General features: G+C 71.4%; 18 protein-coding genes. 8 read left to right on the forward strand and 10 right to left on the reverse strand.

The window, feature by feature from the left end:
- Positions 1–10: 10 nt before the first annotated feature.
- The 5 genes from BIU99_RS02735 to BIU99_RS02755 are packed head-to-tail and all read right to left on the reverse strand — an operon-like array spanning position 11 to position 5,178.
- Entirely contained in the window at positions 11–1,039 is a 1,029-nt protein-coding gene (locus tag BIU99_RS02735) for an iron chelate uptake ABC transporter family permease subunit (protein WP_071259211.1), read from the reverse strand.
- Positions 1,036–2,091: an iron ABC transporter permease gene (locus BIU99_RS02740; RefSeq protein ID WP_254773552.1), complete on the reverse strand. Its 1,056-nt coding sequence runs from the start codon at positions 2,089–2,091 to the stop codon at positions 1,036–1,038. Before BIU99_RS02740 ends, BIU99_RS02735 begins: the two co-directional genes overlap by 4 nt.
- Positions 2,088–3,023: an iron-siderophore ABC transporter substrate-binding protein gene (locus BIU99_RS02745; RefSeq protein WP_071259214.1), complete on the reverse strand. Its 936-nt coding sequence runs from the start codon at positions 3,021–3,023 to the stop codon at positions 2,088–2,090. The genes BIU99_RS02740 and BIU99_RS02745 overlap by 4 nt, the downstream gene beginning before the upstream one ends.
- A 56-nt stretch (positions 3,024–3,079) precedes the next feature.
- The gene (locus BIU99_RS02750) at positions 3,080–3,931 is read right to left on the reverse strand and encodes a siderophore-interacting protein (protein WP_071259216.1); all 852 of its coding nucleotides are present in this window, start codon (positions 3,929–3,931) and stop codon (positions 3,080–3,082) included.
- A gap of 50 nt (positions 3,932–3,981) precedes the next feature.
- A complete protein-coding gene (locus BIU99_RS02755; RefSeq protein WP_083397157.1) occupies positions 3,982–5,178 on the reverse strand; it encodes an MFS transporter in 1,197 nt (398 codons plus the stop codon).
- A 121-nt stretch (positions 5,179–5,299) separates the two neighbouring features.
- Between BIU99_RS02755 and BIU99_RS02760 the strand changes: the two genes are divergently transcribed.
- The 3 genes from BIU99_RS02760 (at position 5,300) to BIU99_RS02770 (ending at position 8,568) form a co-directional block, all read left to right on the forward strand.
- Positions 5,300–5,665: a MerR family transcriptional regulator gene (locus BIU99_RS02760; RefSeq protein WP_071259219.1), complete on the forward strand. Its 366-nt coding sequence runs from the start codon at positions 5,300–5,302 to the stop codon at positions 5,663–5,665.
- 40 nt (positions 5,666–5,705) lie between these two features.
- Complete coding sequence (locus BIU99_RS02765; RefSeq protein WP_071259222.1) at positions 5,706–6,659, forward strand: alpha/beta hydrolase fold domain-containing protein; 954 nt, start codon at positions 5,706–5,708, stop codon at positions 6,657–6,659.
- A gap of 136 nt (positions 6,660–6,795) precedes the next feature.
- Positions 6,796–8,568 carry a glycoside hydrolase family 3 protein gene (locus tag BIU99_RS02770; RefSeq protein WP_071259224.1) on the forward strand — a complete coding sequence of 591 codons (1,773 nt, stop codon included), beginning with the start codon at positions 6,796–6,798 and terminating at the stop codon, positions 8,566–8,568.
- Positions 8,569–8,626: 58 nt separating this feature from the next.
- On the opposite strand, the gene BIU99_RS02775 is transcribed toward BIU99_RS02770, so the two are convergent.
- Positions 8,627–9,649 carry a LacI family DNA-binding transcriptional regulator gene (locus BIU99_RS02775; RefSeq protein ID WP_083397169.1) on the reverse strand — a complete coding sequence of 341 codons (1,023 nt, stop codon included), beginning with the start codon at positions 9,647–9,649 and terminating at the stop codon, positions 8,627–8,629.
- Positions 9,650–9,674: 25 nt separating this feature from the next.
- Positions 9,675–10,751, reverse strand: a complete 1,077-nt coding sequence (locus tag BIU99_RS02780; protein WP_071259228.1) for a carbohydrate kinase family protein — start codon at positions 10,749–10,751, stop codon at positions 9,675–9,677.
- 124 nt (positions 10,752–10,875) lie between these two features.
- Here BIU99_RS02780 and BIU99_RS02785 point away from each other — a divergent pair, with 124 nt between their 5' ends.
- From BIU99_RS02785 to BIU99_RS02795, 3 genes are all read left to right on the forward strand, one after another.
- A complete protein-coding gene (locus BIU99_RS02785) occupies positions 10,876–11,718 on the forward strand; it encodes a class I fructose-bisphosphate aldolase (RefSeq protein ID WP_064294740.1) in 843 nt (280 codons plus the stop codon).
- Positions 11,715–12,893, forward strand: a complete 1,179-nt coding sequence (locus tag BIU99_RS02790; RefSeq protein WP_071259230.1) for a Gfo/Idh/MocA family protein — start codon at positions 11,715–11,717, stop codon at positions 12,891–12,893. The genes BIU99_RS02785 and BIU99_RS02790 overlap by 4 nt, the downstream gene beginning before the upstream one ends.
- A 112-nt stretch (positions 12,894–13,005) precedes the next feature.
- Positions 13,006–13,557: a GIY-YIG nuclease family protein gene (locus tag BIU99_RS02795; protein ID WP_071259232.1), complete on the forward strand. Its 552-nt coding sequence runs from the start codon at positions 13,006–13,008 to the stop codon at positions 13,555–13,557.
- Positions 13,558–13,645: 88 nt separating this feature from the next.
- Here the strand turns inward: BIU99_RS02795 and BIU99_RS02800 are convergent, their stop codons facing one another.
- Both BIU99_RS02800 and BIU99_RS02805 read right to left on the reverse strand, forming a co-directional pair.
- Complete coding sequence (locus tag BIU99_RS02800) at positions 13,646–14,629, reverse strand: LacI family DNA-binding transcriptional regulator (protein ID WP_071259233.1); 984 nt, start codon at positions 14,627–14,629, stop codon at positions 13,646–13,648.
- Between the two features lie 35 nt (positions 14,630–14,664).
- Positions 14,665–15,393: an SDR family oxidoreductase gene (locus BIU99_RS02805; RefSeq protein ID WP_064296395.1), complete on the reverse strand. Its 729-nt coding sequence runs from the start codon at positions 15,391–15,393 to the stop codon at positions 14,665–14,667.
- A 221-nt stretch (positions 15,394–15,614) separates the two neighbouring features.
- Between BIU99_RS02805 and BIU99_RS02810 the strand changes: the two genes are divergently transcribed.
- Together BIU99_RS02810 and BIU99_RS02815 are read left to right on the forward strand one after the other, a co-directional pair.
- Positions 15,615–16,331 (forward strand): nucleoside/nucleotide kinase family protein, encoded by a 717-nt coding sequence (locus BIU99_RS02810; RefSeq protein WP_064296393.1) that lies wholly within the window; start codon positions 15,615–15,617, stop codon positions 16,329–16,331.
- 69 nt (positions 16,332–16,400) lie between these two features.
- Positions 16,401–17,894 carry a mannitol dehydrogenase family protein gene (locus tag BIU99_RS02815; protein WP_071259235.1) on the forward strand — a complete coding sequence of 498 codons (1,494 nt, stop codon included), beginning with the start codon at positions 16,401–16,403 and terminating at the stop codon, positions 17,892–17,894.
- Between the two features lie 200 nt (positions 17,895–18,094).
- Here the strand turns inward: BIU99_RS02815 and BIU99_RS02820 are convergent.
- A partial coding sequence (locus BIU99_RS02820) for an HNH endonuclease signature motif containing protein (protein ID WP_139205315.1) occupies positions 18,095–18,391 on the reverse strand: 297 nt, incomplete at its 5' end.

Raw genomic sequence — 18,391 nt, forward strand, 5'->3', positions numbered from 1 at the left:
GGCCCGACCTTCAGTGCCGCCGCTCGCGGAGCAGCAACTGCGTGAGGTACAGCCCGCCGACGACCACGGTGACGACGCCGACCGGGACCGTCAGCGGGATCAGATGCTGGGCCACGAGGTCGGACGCGAGGAGCAGGACGCCGCCGACGAGCCCCGTCGCGACCAGCGGGATCCCCGGCGAGCGGGTCAGTCGGCGTGCGATCTGCGGAGCGGCCAGGGCGATGAAGGCGATCGGGCCGGCGACGGCGGTCACCGCGCTCACCAGCGCGACCGCGAGGCCGATGAGGATGGCGCGTTCGCGGGTGAGGCGCACCCCGGTCGCGGCGGCCACATCGTCACCGAGTTCGAGCTGGCGGAGCGGACGGGCGGCGAACGGCATGACCGCGAAGAGCGCCACGAGGCATGCGAGTGCCGGCCAGACGACGGTCGCGGTCGCGGTGTTGAGCGTCCCCGCGCCCCAGGCCGCCGCGAAGAGCGCGACATCGAGGTCGGCCCGGAGCAACAGCCAGCTGTTGCATGCCGCGAGCATGGCCGAGACGCCGATGCCCACGACGATGAACCGGAACCCCGACAAGCCCTGGCGGAGTGCCAGCAGGAAGATCGCGACCGCGGCAGCCAGACCGCCGAGCAACGACCCGGCCATCAACGCCGGCCAGCTGCCGCCGAGGAGGAGGAGCGCGACGAGCATCCCGGTGAACGAACCGTTCGCGAGGCCGATGATGTCGGGGCTCGCGAGTGGATTCCGGGTGAGGGTCTGGAAGATCGCTCCCGAGACACCGAGCGCTGCACCGAAGCCGATCGCCGCGAGGACCCGGGGCAGGCGCCAGTCCAGCACGACCGTGCGGGCCAGGCCGTCGACGCGTCCGGTGAGGACGCCGATCACCTCCTCGGTGGTCAGCGGGTAGTCGCCGAGCGCGAGACCGGCGATCGCCGCGACGACGATCGCCAGGAGTGCGGTGGCGCAGACGACAAGGGTCCGTCGTGCCGGTCGGCGCCCGGTGATCGGACGTGCGGTCTCCCGTTCCCGCGTCGTGCTCACAGGCCCGAGGCCGTTCTGCGTCGGGCGAGCGCGATGAGGACGGGCGCCCCGACGAACGCGGTCACGAGCCCGACGGGCATCTCGCCCGGGAGCACCGCGAACCGTCCGACGACGTCGGAGCACAGCACGAGGACGCAGCCGACGAGGACCGAACCCCCGAGGATGCGGCGCTGATCACTGCCGACCGACCAGCGCACGAGGTGGGGCACGACGAGGCCGACGAAGGCGATCGGCCCGGCGATCGCGGTGGCGCCGCCGGCGAGCAGCGTCACCGCGGCGAGCACCAGGATGCGAGTGCGCGTGACGCTGACGCCCTGTGCTCTGGCGACGTCCGGGCCGAGGGCGATCGCGTTGAGGCTCCGCGCGCTCGCCGCGGCCAGGACGAGCCCCACGGCGAGGAAGGGGAGGACCGGCACGACGACACCGAGGTCGCGTTCGAGCAGGCTGCCGGCGTTCCAGCCGCGCATCCGGTCGAACGCGTCGGGGTGCGTGATCGCGATCCCCGTCGTCAGTCCGGCGAGCACGGCGCCGAAGGCGACACCCGTGACGGTGAGGCGAGCGGTGGAGGACTGCTCGCGCCCGCCCGAACCGATCGCGTACACGACGAGGGTGACGACGAGCGCCCCGCCGCACGCGAGCCAGGCGATGTCGCCCGGCGCCCGGACGCCGAGGAATGCCAGGCCGACGGCGACCGCGAAGCCTGCCCCGGCGTTGACCCCGAGGATGCCGGGGTCGGCGAGCGGGTTCCGGGTGAACGCCTGCATGAGCGCGCCAGCGACGCCCAGGGCCGCGCCGACGGCCAGCGCCGCGACCGTGCGCGGCACCCGCTGATCCCACACGACGAAGTCCGCCTCGTCCGAGCCCGTGCCGAGGAGCGCGGCACGGACGTCATCCGGTGCGATCGGGTTCGCGCCGACGAACAGCGACAGGAGGACGGCGACCGCGAGCGCCGCGACGCCCGCGAGCAGTACTGCGAGCAGGCGGTGTCGCTGCGGCGCCCGCCTCCTCACCGAGGTGTCGCGGGCGGTCAGGATCGCGGTCGGGTTCGTCACGACCCGTCGGAGAGCAGCCGGTCGAGGTCGTCGAGGACGGCCATGCCGCCGAGGGGGCCGACGCCGGTGATCCAGAAGGACTGGTCGACGAGGTGCAGCTCGGGGAAGGCGTCCGAGTTCGCGGTGAGGGAGGCCGGCAGTGTCGAGGTGTCGTCGGGGTCGACGCTCGTCACGAAGACCTGGTCGGCCTTCGCCTCGAGTACGCGCTCGGGGGAGAGGTCGAGGGAGATGTCCTCCCAGGCGTGTTCGGGCGTCGTGAACCCGGCGCACTCGAGGGTGCTGCCGGCGAAGGAGGTGGGGCCGTAGAGCGTGAGGACGCCGTCGCGCGGGCGGATCAGCTGTGCCGTCTTGCCGGCGGTGTCGTGCTCCTTCGCGATCTCCGCGCAGCGTGCGTCGTAGGCGTCGAGGAGTTCGTCCGCGCCGTCCGGGTCACCGAGTGCCTCGGCGACGAACTGCACGTTGTCGCGCCAGGGGTCGGTCTGCGTCGCCATGAACACGGTCGGCGCGATCTCGGACAACTGGTCGTACAGGGCGGAGTGCCGTGACTCGGTGCCGATGATGAGGTCGGGCTTCGCGGCGGCGATCAGCTGCACGTTCGGCTCCGCCACGGTCCCGACGGTGGGGATGTCGGCGGCCTGCTCGCCGAGGTAGGCGGGGACGCCGGCGGTCTCGTTCAGCACCGCTGCGCCCACCGGGGTGATGCCGAGCGCGACGGTCGTGTCGAGCTGCACCGGTTCGAGGACGACGACCCGCTTGGGTGCGTCGGGGATGCTGGTCTCGCCGTGGGCGTGCTCCATGACGTGGGTCGCGCTCGTCGCGGTGTCCGAGGGGGTCGAGGCGCTCGAGCTGCTGCAGGCGGAGAGGCCGAGGGCGGCGATGGAGAGGGCGGCGACGGCGACGAGACGTCGACGATGGGCGAGGGGGAGGGGCACGGATCACCTTTCGAACGGGCCGCGACGGACGCGACCGAGTAAGGCAAGCATAACCTTCATTCGGGCGTGGTTCTGGGGCGAGCGTTCCAGTAGCCCTGCCCGTGGACGCGCTCGGGATCGATCCCGTGGTCGGTCGTCGCAGCGCGCAGGAGGGGGATCCGGGTGCTCTCGGTCACCAGCCAGGCGGCGAAGTCCGCGCCCAGTGTCGCCGCCGACGACCCGTGCAGATGGAACCACTGCTCGATGCCGGCGACGAGCGCGTCACCGCCAGGCCGCCCGGCCCGTTCATGGACCTCGACCGTGTGACGCTCGAGCAGTGGCCCGAGCAGGGCGGTGTCGGCGGAATCGCCGAGCTCGAGGAGGACGTGGGCGCGGACGTCCTCGTCGAGGGAGCGCAGGATCCCGTGGACGGCGGGGAAGGCCGTCTCGTCGGCGGCGATGAGCACGGTCGTCGCGGTACCGGGCGCCCACTGGACACCGTGCGTCGGGTCGCCGCGACGGACGTCCGGCCCCGAGACGAGCAACCGGTCGCCCGGCCGCGCCCCGAGCGCCCAACGACTCGCCGGACCGGCCGGCTCGTGGATGAACACGTCGAGGTCGACCTCCTGCTGCGCCGGCCTGACGCGGTGGGCGGTGTAGCTGCGCATCACCGGGCGGTCCGCCGGTGGGAGCGCTCGCCAGGCGCGCCGCCACGCGTGCTCCGGCAGGCCGCCGTGGAGTCCGTCCGGGTACGCGCCGTCGTCTCCCGGCAGCAGGATCTTGATCCGCTGGTCCCGCTCGTACGGGGCGAAGTCGACGAGCGAGGCGCCGGCGAGGGTAAGGCGGACGAAGCCGGGGGACAGCCGTTCCGTGCGGTCCACGACCGTGTCGAACAGGATGTTCGGCGAGTGCAGGAACGGGACGGGCATCGCATCGAGTCTAGGAGGACCCGGCTGCGGCGTGCCGGGTCCTCCGTCGTTCACCCGCGGCGGACGGCGCGTGCGATCACGGCGCAGATGGGGATGGCGACGACGGTCAGTGCGGCCGCCGCCGGGAGGAGCATGGACGCGCCCCAGGTGCCGAGGATGACCCCGCCGACCGCCCCGCCGGTGGCGATCGAGCAGTTCCACACCGTGACGAGCGCCGACTGGGCCGCGTCCGCGGCGTTCCCGGCGACCCGCGCGATCGCCACCTGGAAGAGCACGGAGTAGGCGCCGAAGGCGAGCCCCCAACCTGCCGCTGCGATGAGGAGGACGACGACCGGGGGATCCCAGGCCACGACCGCGAGGCCGACGGTCCCGAGGAGGGCGGCCGTGAGGATGGTCGTCCCGAGGCGCAGGTTCGCCAGCCGTCCGGCGCCGAGCGTCCCGACGACCGACGCCACACCGAAGGTGGCGAGGAGCACCCCGAGCGGCACGGGCGTGCCGCGGGAGGACAGGACCGGTGCGAGGTAGGTGTACGCGATGTTCTGGCCGATGATGCAGACGGCGAGGGCCACGAGGATCGTGACGACCGCGGGGATGCGGAGCGCCGCACCCATGCGTGTCGAACGCCCGGGGGCGCTGCCTGGCACGCGGGGAGCGACGACGACCGCGATGACGCCGAGGAGCGCGGTGGCGGCGGCGACGATCCCGAACACCGTGCGCCAACCGAACTCCTCACCGAGGACCGCGCCGGCCGGGACGCCGAGCGCGAAGCCGAGCGTGGCACCGGACAGCACGATGCCGAGTGTGGAGCCGAACCGCTCCGGGGTGGTGAACCCGCGCGTGTACCCCGGAAGCATCGCCCACACGACGCCGGCCACGAGCCCCGCGACGAACCGGGTCGCGAGATGCGTGAGCAGGTCGGGCGCGACAGCTGTGCCGGCGTTCGCGAGCGCCGAGACGATCAGGGCGAGCAGCACGACCGTCCGGCGGTCGAGTCTCGCGAGCGCACGGCTGATCGGGATCGCGGCGACGATACAGCCGAGTGCGAAGACGGCGACGCTCTGGCCCGCGATCGACTCCGACACGCCCAGGTCGGCGGCCATCGCGGGGAGGACCCCGGCAGGGAGCACCTCGGTGATGAGCGTCACGAATCCGACGGCGGCGAGGAGCAGCGCGGTCGGGAGGGGAGAGCGGGTTCGGGTGGCAGGAGGGGTCGTGGATCGTGTCGTGCGCACGCTGTCGGTGGTCATGTCGGTGAGTCTCCCGGCCTGCCACTGGTGGCAGGGTCAAGCCGACGAGGATGCTCCGGGAATATCCGTCCTGCGCCGGCCGCTGCTGCATGAGGACACAACTCGGTCGAAGGGGTCTTGCATGCGCATCGGCGAACTGGCGGCGGCCACCGGGAGCACGCCGCGGCTGCTCCGGTACTACGAGGAACAGGGGTTGCTGCGCCCGACCCGCTGCCCGAACGGGTACCGCGAGTACGGGAACCACCTCGTCGCGAAGGTGCAGCGCATCCGCGAGCTGATCGCCGTCGGCATGCCGACCGCGCTCATCCTCCAGGTCCTGCCCTGCTTCGAGGACGACGACACGATCTACCAGGTGACGCCCTCGGCGGAGGTGCTGGAGCGGTTGCTCGAGCATCGCGAGCGACTGGATGCGAAGCTCGGCTGCATCCAGGAGAGCCGGGACGCCATCGACGTCTACCTCCAGCGCGTCGGCGGCGTCGCGGTCTGAGTCGACCGGGTCGACCGAGTCGGCTGGGTAGGCTCGGCGCATGTCACTCGATCCGTACTACCGCGACCGCCTGAGCCTCTTCGACGGGTTCTCCAACGCCGATCGCGCCGCCGCCGGCGGAGCGCTCGACGAGGCGTTCCAAGAACGACTCATCGCGTACGGCGACGACGGGCCGTGGAGCCCGCCGATTGATGTGGTGATCACCGACGAGGTCGTCGACGGTCCGCACGGTGCGGTCCCGATCCGACGCTACGTCCCGGCCGATCCCAGTGGCGTCGCGCTCCTCTGGGTGCACGGCGGCGGCTTCGCGGCGGGGACGCTCGACTGGCCGGAGGCGCACGTCGTGAGCGCCGAACTGGCGGCGCGATCGGCTGCCGAGGTCGTCTCCGTCGACTACCGCCTGGCGGACGGCACGACGCGATACCCGGTGCCGCTCGACGACGTGCTCGCGGTCTGGGAACAGCTCGACGACGAGCGGTCGACCGTTCCCGGTGCGCGGACGGCCATCGGTGGGGCCAGCGCCGGAGCGGCCCTCGCGCTCGCCGCGTCACTCCGCAGCGATCGTCGTGCGGACGCCGTACTGCTGGCCTACCCGTTCCTGCACGCGGTCGTGCCCGCCTTGCCGTCGGACGTCCTGGCCGAGATGGCGGTCCTCCCGGACTTCATGCGGTTCCCGACCGAGTCGATCGACTGGATGGTCGAGAACTACGTCGGTCGACTCGACGACGTGCCCGAGCTCGCCCTGCCGGGAATCGTCCCCGTGACCCCGGACCGCCCGCCGCTGTCGGTCCTGCTCTCGGAGTTCGACGACCTCCGGCCGTCGGGGGAGCTGCTCATCGCGGCGTCGGAGGCGGCCGGTGCACCCGTCCGTAGTCGGCTCGAGCCGGGCGTCCTCCATGGCCACCTCAATCGCCATCCCGTCGCGCCAGGCGTCTCCTCGTCGCTCGACTGGCTGGCCGACGGGCTGCGCGCCGTGGGGAACCACGCCGGCTGAGTCTTGCGTGATCCTCGTCAGCGGGCATACTGGAGTCACACTCCGTTCCCGAATGGAGTTCGGTTTTCGCTTCCGGCTCGCCTGAGCCCGGGTGATCCCGACGCCGCCCCACTCACCGACGAGAAACGGACCACCCATGAGCGAGCATGAACCGGCGCTGCCCTACCGCGACGCGAGCCTGCCGGTGGAGGACCGGGTGGAGGACCTCCTCGGACGGATGACCGTCGCCGAGAAGGCCGGCATGCTCTTCCAGACGATGATCGCCCCGGGCCCCATCGACGAGGCGAACCCGCACATGGGACTCGCGAGCGGCGAGTACATGATCGGCGAGCAGCTCATGTCCCACTTCAACGTCCTCGGCACCGCGCCCGACACGACGGCCCTCGCCGAGTGGACCAACGCCCTGCAGGAGCGCGCCTCGCGCACGCGACTCGGCATCCCCGTCACGCTGTCGACCGACCCGCGCAACCACTTCACCGACAACGTGGGGACGGCGGCCCGTGCCGGCGCGTTCTCGCAGTGGCCCGAGACGCTCGGCCTCGCGGCGATCGGATCGGCCGACCTCGTCGAGGCGTTCGCCGACACCGCGAGGCAGGAGTATCTCGCCGTCGGGATCCGGCTGGCGCTCCACCCGCAGGTCGACCTCGCGACTGAACCGCGCTGGTCGCGCATCGGCGGCACCTTCGGTGAGGACGCCGAGCTCAGTGCCGAACTCGTCGCGGGCTACATCCGAGGCTTCCAGGGCGCCGAACTCGGGCCGCAGTCGGTCTCCACGATGACGAAGCACTTCCCCGGCGGTGGGCCACAGCTCGACGGGGAGGACCCGCACTTCGCCTACGGGCGCGAACAGGTGTACCCCGGCGACAACTTCGACTACCACCTCATCCCGTTCCGCGCCGCGATCGCCGCCGGTGCCGCGCAGATGATGCCGTATTACGGGATGCCCGTCGGGACCGAGCACGAGGAGGTCGCGTTCGCCTTCAACCACGGGATCATCACCGGGCTCCTCCGCGAGGAGCTCGGGTTCGCAGGCGTCGTCTGCACCGACTGGGGACTCGTCACCGACACGTCGATCATGGGGCAGGACATGCCCGCGCGGGCCTGGGGCCTGGAGCACCTGGACGAGCTGTCCCGGGTCGAGCGCATCCTGCAGGCCGGTTGCGACCAGTTCGGTGGCGAGGCCCGACCCGAGCTCGTCGTCGAACTCGTCGAACAGGGGCGCATCACCGAGGACCGCATCGACGCCTCGGTGCGTCGACTGCTGCGCGAGAAGTTCGTGCTCGGGCTCTTCGAGCAGCCGTACGTCGACGCGGGCGCCGCGAGCGGCATCGTCGGGCGCGCGGACTTCGTCGCGGCCGGCGACGCCGCACAGCGCCGTGCGTTCACCGTCCTGACGAACGTGGAGGAGACGCTGCCGGTGCGCTCGCCGCGTCCCCGGTTGTATCTCGAAGGCGTCGATCCCGAGGTCGCGGGCGTGTACGGCGAGGTCGTCGCGGATCCGGCTTCGGCGGACATCGCCCTCGTGCGCATGCAGACGCCGTACGAACCGCGGCCCGGCGGCTTCGAGGCCATGTTCCACGCCGGATCGCTCGACATCCCGGCCGACGAGGTCGAGCGGTTGCGGGCGCTCGCGCTGACGGTGCCGACCGTACTCGACATGCATCTCGACCGACCGGCGATCCTCACCGGGGTGGTGGACGCGGTCGCGGCACTCGTCGCGAGCTTCGGCGGCAGTGACGCGGCGTTCCTCGACGTCGTCTTCGGTCGGGCGCTGCCGGAGGGCCGGCTGCCGTTCGACCTGCCGCGCTCGATGGCGGCCGTCGAGGCGAGTCGGTCCGACGTCCCCTACGACACCGAGGACCCGCTCTTCCGTTTCGGCCACGGCCTCACGTACCCCGCCGGTCCTTGAACGCCCCTTTCCGGTCCCTGAGGCGCCCCGTTCCGGTCCCTGAGCCTGTCGAAGGGCGTCAGCGCTCGGAACCGCGCAGCTCCAGACGCACGTCGAGGGTGTGGGTCACGGGTGGGCCCGCTTCGCCGGCGATGAGTGCCAGGAGGGTCTCCGCCGAGACCCGGCCCATGAGCGCCACGTCCTGCGCCACCACCGACACCGCCGGCGTCACGAGCGGTGCCGCCTCGAAGTCGTCGAACCCGACGAGCGGAAGCCGTCGCCCGGCCGTCGCGAACGCCTGCACCGCCCCGATCGCGGCCCGGTTGTTCGCGGCGAACACGGCGTCCACCTCGCCCGACGCCAGGAACCCCGCCACGACCGCCGCAGCGTCCTCGACGGAGTGGGCGCCGTCGGAGACGATCGGCTCGATCGGACCCGTCCCCGTCGCGCCGCCGAGGTCGGCCTCGGCCAGCGCCCGGTGGTAGCCGGCCAGTCGCTCGCGCATCGTGTACAGCTCGAGTGAGTCACCGAGGAACGCGACCCGACGTGCACCCGCGGCGAGCATGGCCGCCGTCGCCCGGGTCGCTCCGCCCGCGTTGTCGGCGAGCACCGTGTGCACCTCGACCGATTCGAGCGGCCCGGTCGGTCGGTCGACGAGCACCATCGGGACGTGCACGATCGTGCTCGTGGCCCAGGCCGTCGTCGCCTGCCGTGGCGGCACGACCACGAGGCCGTCCACGCGCTGCGCGACCAGTCTGTCGACGAGGAGGCGGTGCCGGTCGGCGTCCTCCTCGGAGCTCGCCGACATCAGCAGGTAGCCGTGTTCGGTGCAGACGCGCTCCACCGAGCGTGCCAGCACCGAGTAATAGGGGTTCGCCAGGTCGCCGATGATGAGCCCGATGACCTTGCTCGACCGCCCGGGGCGGATGCTCGCGGCCGCCAGGTTGTGCCGGTAGCCGAGGGCCTCGATCGCCGCGCCGATCCGTTCCGACAGCTCCTGGTTGATGTTCGTCGCGCCGTTCACATACCGCGACACCGTCTTCAGCCCCACCCCGGCCGCCGCGGCGACGTCGTTCATGGTCGGGGGTCGGGAGCTGCGCATGCTCACCATCCTGGCGTATGGGGGATCACGCGACCGGCTCGTCCGCCCCCGTGGCCCTGAAGAGCCCGCTGAGTCCGGGGCGCAGTCTGGTGATCTCAGCCGCCGTCGGCCGGCGTCCCGCGATCGTCGCAGCGGCACTCGCTCCCGCGAGTTCAGCCGCTTCCGCCGGTGTGGCACCGCGTGACATCGCGAAGAGCAGGCCGGCGGTCGACGCGTCCCCGGCGCCGTTGGTCGACACGAACGCGGGTGCGGCGACGGGCGGCGCGACGAGGTCGACGTCGGCCCAGGCCTCGGCGAGCGGTGCGAGCATCCGTCCGCTCAGTCGCAGGCGGTCGACGCCGGCCGCCCGCAGGAGCAGACCGTCCTCGCCGGCCGAGATCGCCACGACGCCGGCGCCCCAGGCGAGCAGGAGGTCCGCGAACGCCGCGGCTTGGGCCAGCGGTGATGCGCTGGTCCCGGCCGGGAGGCGGAGCGTGCCGAGCGCCGAACGCAGGTCGTCGACGCTCGGACTCACGACGTCGGTCAGCGGCAGGGTGCGCCGGAGGATCGCCTCCCAGTCCAGATGGCCGACGGCGCTCGTGGGGTCGACGACGGCGAGGTCCATGGACGTGGTGGCGCCGTGTCGGTGGATCCGTTCGAGCAGCCTCGCGAGGGGCGCCGCGTCGTCGGCGACGATCCCGGGGAGCAGCGGGGGATAGCCGAGGTGGACCAGGTCCGCGTCGCCGACGGCCAGGTGCTCGCCGGTGAACACCTCGTTCGCGCCCGTGTGGTGCCAGAAGGTCCGGTCGAGGCCGGCGGGCTCGACGACGACGCTGTAGGAGGTCGCGGCCCGGTCGGTGACCTCGAGCGCCGGGTGGAGCCGGTCGTGCGCCGCAATGCGTGAGGCGACGATCGCGCCGAGCTCGTCGTCGCCGACGGTCGCGTGCAGGCGGACCGTACTCCCGAGATCGGCGAGGGCGAGGCCGGTGTTCGCGACGCAGCCACCGAGGGAGATGCGGAGCGGGCCGGTGTCGATGAGGGCGCCCGGATCGATGCGTGCGCTCGCGCTCAGCCCCGGCGACAGGTCGACGCAGATGTGACCGGCGACGACGATCTCGCCCATGGACCCTCCGTTCTTCGCCCCGGGCTGACCCGACGCAAGCTAGACAACGTTGTCTCAGGCCACTACTGTGACACACCGAGGGAGGATTCGGAAACCCTCCCCGTCACGATCAGGAGCCGCCGCAATGTCGCTGTACCGCCTCAATCGTCTCTTCAACGCCCGATCCGGTCGCGCGCTCGACGTCGCCGTCGACCATGGGTTCTTCGGCGAGCGTTCGTTCATCACCGGCATCGAGGACATGGGCGAGGTCGTCCGCACGCTCGTCGCCGCGGGCCCGGACGCCGTCCAGCTGACCCTCGGGCAGGCCCGTCTCCTGCAGCAGGTCCCCGGCAAGGACAAGCCGGCGCTCGTCCTCCGGACGGACGTCGCGAACGTCTACGGCAACCCCCTCGACTCGATCCTCTACAGCCACCACGTGCCGCACGCGATCGAGGAGGCCGTCCGGCTGGACGCCGTCGCCGTGTGCGTCAACCTCATGCAGATCCCGGAGCACCCCGAGGTCCGTGAGGCGAACATCCGCTCGATCATGGCCCTGCGCCGCGAGGCGACCCGGTACGGGATGCCGCTCATGATCGAACCCCTCGTCATGCAGGACAACACGACGGCCGGCGGGTACCAGGTCGACGGCGACATCGAGAAGATCGTCACCCTCGTGCGCCAGGCGGTCGAACTCGGCGCCGACCTCATCAAGGCCGATCCGAGTAGCGACATCACCGAGTACGCGCGCGTCGTGCAGGTCGCCGGAGACGTCCCCGTCCTCGTCCGTGGCGGCGGTCGCGTCGACGATCGGACCCTGCTGGAGCGCACGGTCGCCGTCCTCGACGCCGGGGTCAGCGGCATCGTCTACGGCCGCAACATCATCCAGCACGAGCACCCGGCGGCCATCACCGCGGCACTCATGGCGGTGCTGCACGACGGCGCCGACGCCGATGCCGGCCTCGCGATCCTCGAGGCGGCTCGCGCATGAGCGCGGACCAGGTGACGGCCGACCGGCCGACGGCGGAGCGCGTCAACGTCGCGATCATCGGCGGCGGACTCATGGGGCGCGAGATCGCAGCCGCCATTCAGCGCTGGCCGGCGCTCATCGACCACCCGGTGCGACCCCGACTGACGGCCGTCTGCGACATCAACCCGGCGGCGCTCGACTGGTTCGACGAGATCGACACGGTCGTCACGAAGACCACGGACTACCACGAGCTGCTCGCCGACCCGTCAGTCGACGTCGTCTACGTGGCCGTGCGTCACGACCTTCATGAGCAGATCTACACCGACGTCATCCGCGGCGGGAAGGGCCTGCTGGCGGAGAAGCCCTTCGGGATCGACGCGGCGGCCGCGCAGTCCGTCCTCGCGGCGATGGCCGAGCACCCGGAGAGCTTCGTCCGGTGTTCGAGTGAGATGCCGTTCTTCCCGGGAGCTCAGCTGGCGATCGACTATGTGCGGTCCGGGGCGCTCGGCACGATCGTCGAGGCGCGCAACAGCTTCCTGCACTCGAGCGACATCGATCGGGGCAAGCAGATCAACTGGAAGCGCCAGACGCAGTTCTGCGGTGAGGCCGGCGTGATGAACGACCTCGGCATGCACACCTGGCACGTGCCGCTGCGGCTCGGCTGGGCACCCGAGAGCGTGTACGGGGTGCTGCAGAACATCGTCACCGAGCGTCCCGGCCCCGACGGTTCGCTCGTGCCGTGCGACACCTGGGACAACGCGGTGCTGCACAGCTGGGCGACCCACGACGGTGTCCGTTTCCCGCTGACGACCGAGACGAAGCGCATCGATCCCGGGCAGAAGAACACGTGGGAGTTCGAGGCGATCGGTCTCGACGGCGGGGTCCGGTTCAGCACGAAGAACCCGAAGCTCGTCGAGGTGTTCGCGGTGCGGGACATCCCCGGTGGCGGTCGGGAGCAGGTGTGGCAGCAGCTGGACGCGGGCAGCCAGTCGGTGTGGCCGACGGTGACCGGCCCGAACTTCGAGTCCGGGTTCTCCGACACGATCCTCCAGATGTGGGCCGTGTTCCTCGCCGAGCGGCACGGCTCGCTCGGTGACCGGTTCGGGGCGGCGCGCCCCGAGGAGGCGGCGCTCACCCACGACATCTATCGCGCGGCGATCCGCTCCCATGAGGAAAGTCGCGCGATCGCGCTGTGACGTGCGCATCGGCTGGGAGGCCACCCGACCGTCTCCCAGCCGGGAGCGCGTGGGCCCCGCGTTCCGTCCGTGAGCGGAGGCCGGTGTCGGCGGGGTGGGGGACACTCGGGAGATGCCCCACAGACGATGCGTACAACCCGGGTGTGACGCCGCGGCATCGGTCGACGCGCCTGTCGCGCTCTGCGAGGATCACCTGGCCCTCGCCGCCGACTGGGCGGAGCGCCGATGGGGCGTGGTCGACGCCCTGCCCTCGCCGTGCATCATGTGCGGCTCGCGGCTCGGCCGGCACTACCCGTCCGCCTGGTTGTGCGCCGCGTGCGAGTGGCGGCAGGGGGACGTGCCCGACGACGACCTCGCCCGGCCGCGGATCGACGTCGTCTACTACCTGCGCCACGGCGATCGCGTGAAGATCGGTACCACGACGAACCCACGCCAGCGGTTCGCCGCGATCTGGCACGACGAACTGCTCGCCCTCGAACGAGGCGACCGGCACGTCGAGCGTGCGCGTCACGAACAGTTCGCCCGCGAACGCCTCGAACGCTCCGAATGGTTCACGGGGTCGCCCCGACTGCTCGCCCACATCGCCTCGGTCGCCCGCGACGTCGACCCCTGGGACCTCTACAGCCGATGGCTCAGCGAGGCGGCGGCACTGCGTGGGCGATAGTCTGCCGCTCCCGAGCCCGTCGAGGGGTGGGAAGCGCTCGCGGGCACGTGGGCGGGCTGGGGGACCCGGATCGTCCAGCGGGGAGGGCTCAGCGCACCGCGGACGCGGCGCGGCAGGAGTCGCGCTCGACGAGGTGCACCGGGAGGACCGTGCTCCGGCGGTACCGCGCGTCGGGGCGGTCGAGGCGATCGATGATCCGTTCCGCCGCGAGTCGGCCGAGGGCCTCCGGGTCCTGCGTGATCACGGACACCGACGGTCGCAGGAGCTCGGCCAGGGGGAAGTCGCCGAACGCGACGAGTGGGAGCGGTTGCTCGGCGAGTGCGGGCAGCAACGCCATCGTGCAGACGGCGTTCGACGAGAACAGGGCGGTCGCCTTGGAGCCGATCGCCGCCAGCGCACGCGCCGCGCCCTCGCGGGTCGCCGCGCCGAGGGCGATGAGTGCCTCGTCGGAGGGCAGCCCGGCTTCGGTGAGTGCCGCCCGATACCCGCGCAGCCGCTCGGCGGTCGTCGGTAGGGCCAGCTGGTCGCCGACGAAGGCGATCCGGCGGTGGCCGTGCTCGACGAGGTGGGTCGTCGCCGCGAACGCCCCACCGAAGTCGTCCTGCGTGAACGCGTCGGCAGCGAGCCCGCCTGGCGCGCGGTCGACGAACACGAACGGCGTCCGCGACGCCCACGCTGCCAGTGAGCTCTGGTCGTCGCTGATCGGCGCGAGCACCACTCCGGCCAGCTGGCGTCGGAGCATCGGCTCGAGGACCGCGCGCTCGCGGTCCGGGTCGTCGCCGAGACTCGTCACGAGCGTCGACATGTCGTGGTCGCGCGCCGTCCGCTCCACCGCACGTGCGATCTCGGCGAAGAACGGGTCGACGATGTCGGGGACGGCGACCCCGATGACCGACGGGCGGCCCGAGCGGAACGCCGTCGCGAGGGAGTTCGGCACGTAGTCGAGCTCCCGCATGATCGACTCGACCCGTTCTCGGGTCGCCGGGAGGACGTGCGGGTCGTCGTTGAAGACCCGCGAGACCGTCTTCGCGCTCACGCCGGCGGCTGCGGCGATCTGGCGCATCGTGGCCATGCTCGGGTCCCCCCGTTCGGTCCTGCCGGTTCGGGTCAGCGCGCGGTGTAGCCGCCGTCGATCGGCAGCGAGACGCCCGAGATCATGCCGGCGGCGTCGCTCAGCAGGAAGGTGATCGGGCCGGCGATGTCGTCCTCGGTGGCCCACTTGCCGAGCGGCATCGCCTCGAGGAAGGGGCCTTCGATGTCGGGCCGACCCCAGTACCAGGCGGACATCGGCGTCATCACGACCGTCGGGTTGACGGCGTTCACCCGGATGCCGTACTTCCCGAGTTCCAGGGCGGAGACCCGCGTGATGTTGTCGAGCGCGGCCTTCGACGAGCCGTAGGAGATGTGGCCGGAAAGCGCGACGAGGCTCGCCTGGCTGGAGACGTTCACGATCGCGCCGCCGCGTTCCTGGCGGATCATCTCGCGGGACGCGTACTTGGTGACGAGCAGTGACCCGCGTGCGTTGATGCTGATGACCTTGTCGAACACGTCGATGTCGGTCTCCTGAGGGGAGGCGATCTCGCCGCCCCAACCGCCGGAGTTGACGACGCCCCAGATGTCGCGTCCCTCGATCGCGTCGCGGATGCTGTCCTCCGAGGTGAGGTCGAAGGGCAGCGGTTCGGCGCCCGTCTCAGCGGCGATGGCGTCGAGGTGCTCGACGTTGCGACCGGAGGCGATCACCTGCGCGCCCGCTGCGACGAGGTGGCGGACGGTCGCGCCGCCGATGCCGCCGCTCGCTCCCGTGACGAGGATGGTGCGGCCGTTGAAGTCAGTCATGAGGTGGTCCGATCGACGTGATGAGGCCCGTGCGTCGGTGCACCGGGTCGGGAGCATCATAACCACGGAATGACGGTCATGTCACCCGTGACATGGATTTCTGTCGCAGATAATGACACCGGTGACATCTGGTGTTGACACACGCATCCCCTGGACTTACCGTGAGTCGGGCGACGGCGCGACCGCGACCGGTCGGCTCCCAGGAGAGGTCAGGCATCACGATGAGCGGCACGACGACCACCGCCGGGACCGGCCTCGATGGCTTCGTCGACCTCGACGGCCTCATCGATCACGCCCGCTCGCTCGCCGCCACCGGGTCCCGCCGGATCCTCGGGATCGTCGGGGCACCCGGTGCGGGCAAGTCCACCGTGAGCGACGCGATCGCCGCGGCGCTCGGCGACCAGGCCGTGATCGTCGGGATGGACGGCTTCCACCTCGACAACGCCGAGCTCGTCCGCCTCGGGCGACGCGACCGCAAGGGCGCGCCCGACACCTTCGACGTCGACGGTTACGTCGCACTACTGTCCCGCCTCGCCCGTGCCGGACGCACCGCCGATTCGCCGGGCACACCCATCTACGCACCCCGGTTCGACCGCTCGCTCGAGGCGTCGATCGGCAGTGCCGTCCTCGTCCGACCTGAGGTGCCGCTCGTGATCACGGAGGGCAACTACCTCCTGTTCGACGACCACGGCTGGCAGGGTGTCGCCGCGCATCTCGACGAGTCCTGGTACGTCGACGTGGACGACGAGGTCCGCCGCGACCGACTCATCGCCCGCCGCCTCGGTCACGGACACCCGCGCGACGAGGCTGAAGCCTGGGTGCTCGGCGTCGACGAGCCGAACGCCCGCCTGGTCGACGCGACCAAGCAACGTGCCACCCGGATCGTCACGCTCGACGCATCGACGCCGGTGGAGACCGAATCCACCCACGGCGCCTGACCCACCCTGCAGCCCCAGCACGCTCGACCTGCACCACCCGGAACCCGCTCACCGACGAGAAGGCACCACATGACCCAGCTCTCCGACGCCACCCTCACCGCTCTCGACGAGCGGGTGGCCGTCCCCGCCTATGACCGCTCGGCCATCCGACCCGGCATCGTCCACTTCGGGGTCGGCGCCTTCCATCGTGCGCACGGGGCGATGTTCGTCGACCGCGTGCTCGGGCTCCCCGGCGACGAACACGCGTCCTGGGGGCTCGTCGGCGTCGGCACACTGGCCGGTGACGCCGCCATGCGGGACGCGCTCGGCGCTCAGGACCGGCTCTACACGCTCGTGACGACGAGTCCGGACGGCGAGGTCGAGGCACGCGTCGTCGGGTCGATCGTCGAGTACCTGTTCGCTCCCGACGACCCGGAAGCGGTCCTCGCCCGCGTGAGCGATCCGTCGACGCGGATCGTGTCGCTCACGATCACCGAGGGCGGCTACGGGGTGAACGATGCGACCGGGGCTTTCGAGCCGAGCGACGGTGCGACGCTCGCGGACCTCGACGGACTGCCGGCGGGGGCGCTGCCGCAGAGCCCGCTCGGGTTCATCACGGCGGCCCTCCGTGCCCGACGCGACGCCGGTGCGGTCCCGTTCACGGTCATGTCCTGCGACAACATCCAGGGCAACGGGCACGTCGCCCGGACCGCGATCCTCGCCTTCGCCGAGCGCATCGACCCGGCGCTCGCCGCCTGGATCGGTGCCGAGGCGCGGTTCCCGAACTCGATGGTGGACCGCATCACGCCGGCGACGACGGACGAGCAGCGTGCGTTCGTGTCCGAGCGGTTCGGGATCGACGACCGCTGGCCGGTGCTCTCGGAATCGTTCGAGCAGTGGGTGCTCGAGGACGACTTCTCCGACGGTCGTCCGCCGTACGAGCAGGTGGGCGTGCAGCTCGTGGAGGACGTCGAGCCGTATGAGCTGATGAAGCTCCGGTTGTTGAACGCCTCCCACCAGGCGATGAGCTACCTCGGGTTGCTGGCGGGGGAGACGTACGTGCACGACGTCTGCCGCGACGAGCTGTTCTCGCGGTTCCTCCTCGGGTACATGCACGAGGAGGCGAGGCCGACGCTCGCGCCGGTCCCGGGCATCGACATCGACGCGTACTGTGCGGAGCTGATGCGCCGATTCGGCAGTGAGGCGATCAAGGACACGTTGGCGCGGCAGATCGTCGACGGGTCGGAGCGCATCCCGAAGTTCCTGCTCCCCGTGGTCCGTGAGCAGTTGCGGACCGGCGGCGGGATCGCGCGTTCGGCGCTCGTCCTCGCAGCGTGGAGTCGGTTCATCGAGGGTGTCGGTGACGACGGGCGGGAGCTTGCCCCGGTCGATCGGCGGTTGGCCGAGTTGCAGGCGGCCGTCGCGCAGGAGGCGGAGCGCCCTGGGGCGTTCCTGGACCTGGAGGTCGTGTTCGGCGACCTCGGATCGGACGCGCGACTGCGCGAGGCGTTCATCGCGGCGCGCGCGCGGCTGGCGGACGTCGGTGCGCGGGTGACGGTGGAAGAGGTCGTCGCCGCGGGGTGAGTCTGCGGAGGACGGGGCGCGCCCCGTGTGCCCTTCGACAGGCTCAAGGACCGGGGTGGCGGGGTTGTCGAGGACGGCGTCGTTCGCCGAGCGTGTCGTTTTCCCATCTCGGTCCCTGAGCTTGTCGAAGGGCGGTTCGCGTGTCGGTCCCTGAGCTTGTCGAAGGGCAGGCCTGTGCGGAGGCAGGCGGGTGCCTTGGTCTAGGCGGCGAGGTGGATGCGTCCGCCTCGGATGGGGGTTTGGTGGCGGTCGATGTGGCTGGGTGGGATGAACCAGGGGATGCCGTTTTGGGTGGTGATGCTCCAGTGGTCGTCGTGGATGCGGTGGTGGTGGAAGGGGCAGAGGAGGATGCCGTTGTCGAGGTTGGTGGGGCCGCCTTGTGACCACCAGGTGATGTGGTGGGCTTCGGTGAAGGATGGTGGGTGGGTGCAGCCGGTCCAGGCGCAGCCGCCGTCGCGTTCGGCGAGGGCGAGTTGCTGTCCGCGGGTGAACAGGCG

The organism is Plantibacter sp. MMLR14_011 (genome assembly GCF_001865025.1).
Classification (GTDB): Bacteria; Actinomycetota; Actinomycetes; order Actinomycetales; family Microbacteriaceae; genus Plantibacter; species Plantibacter flavus_A.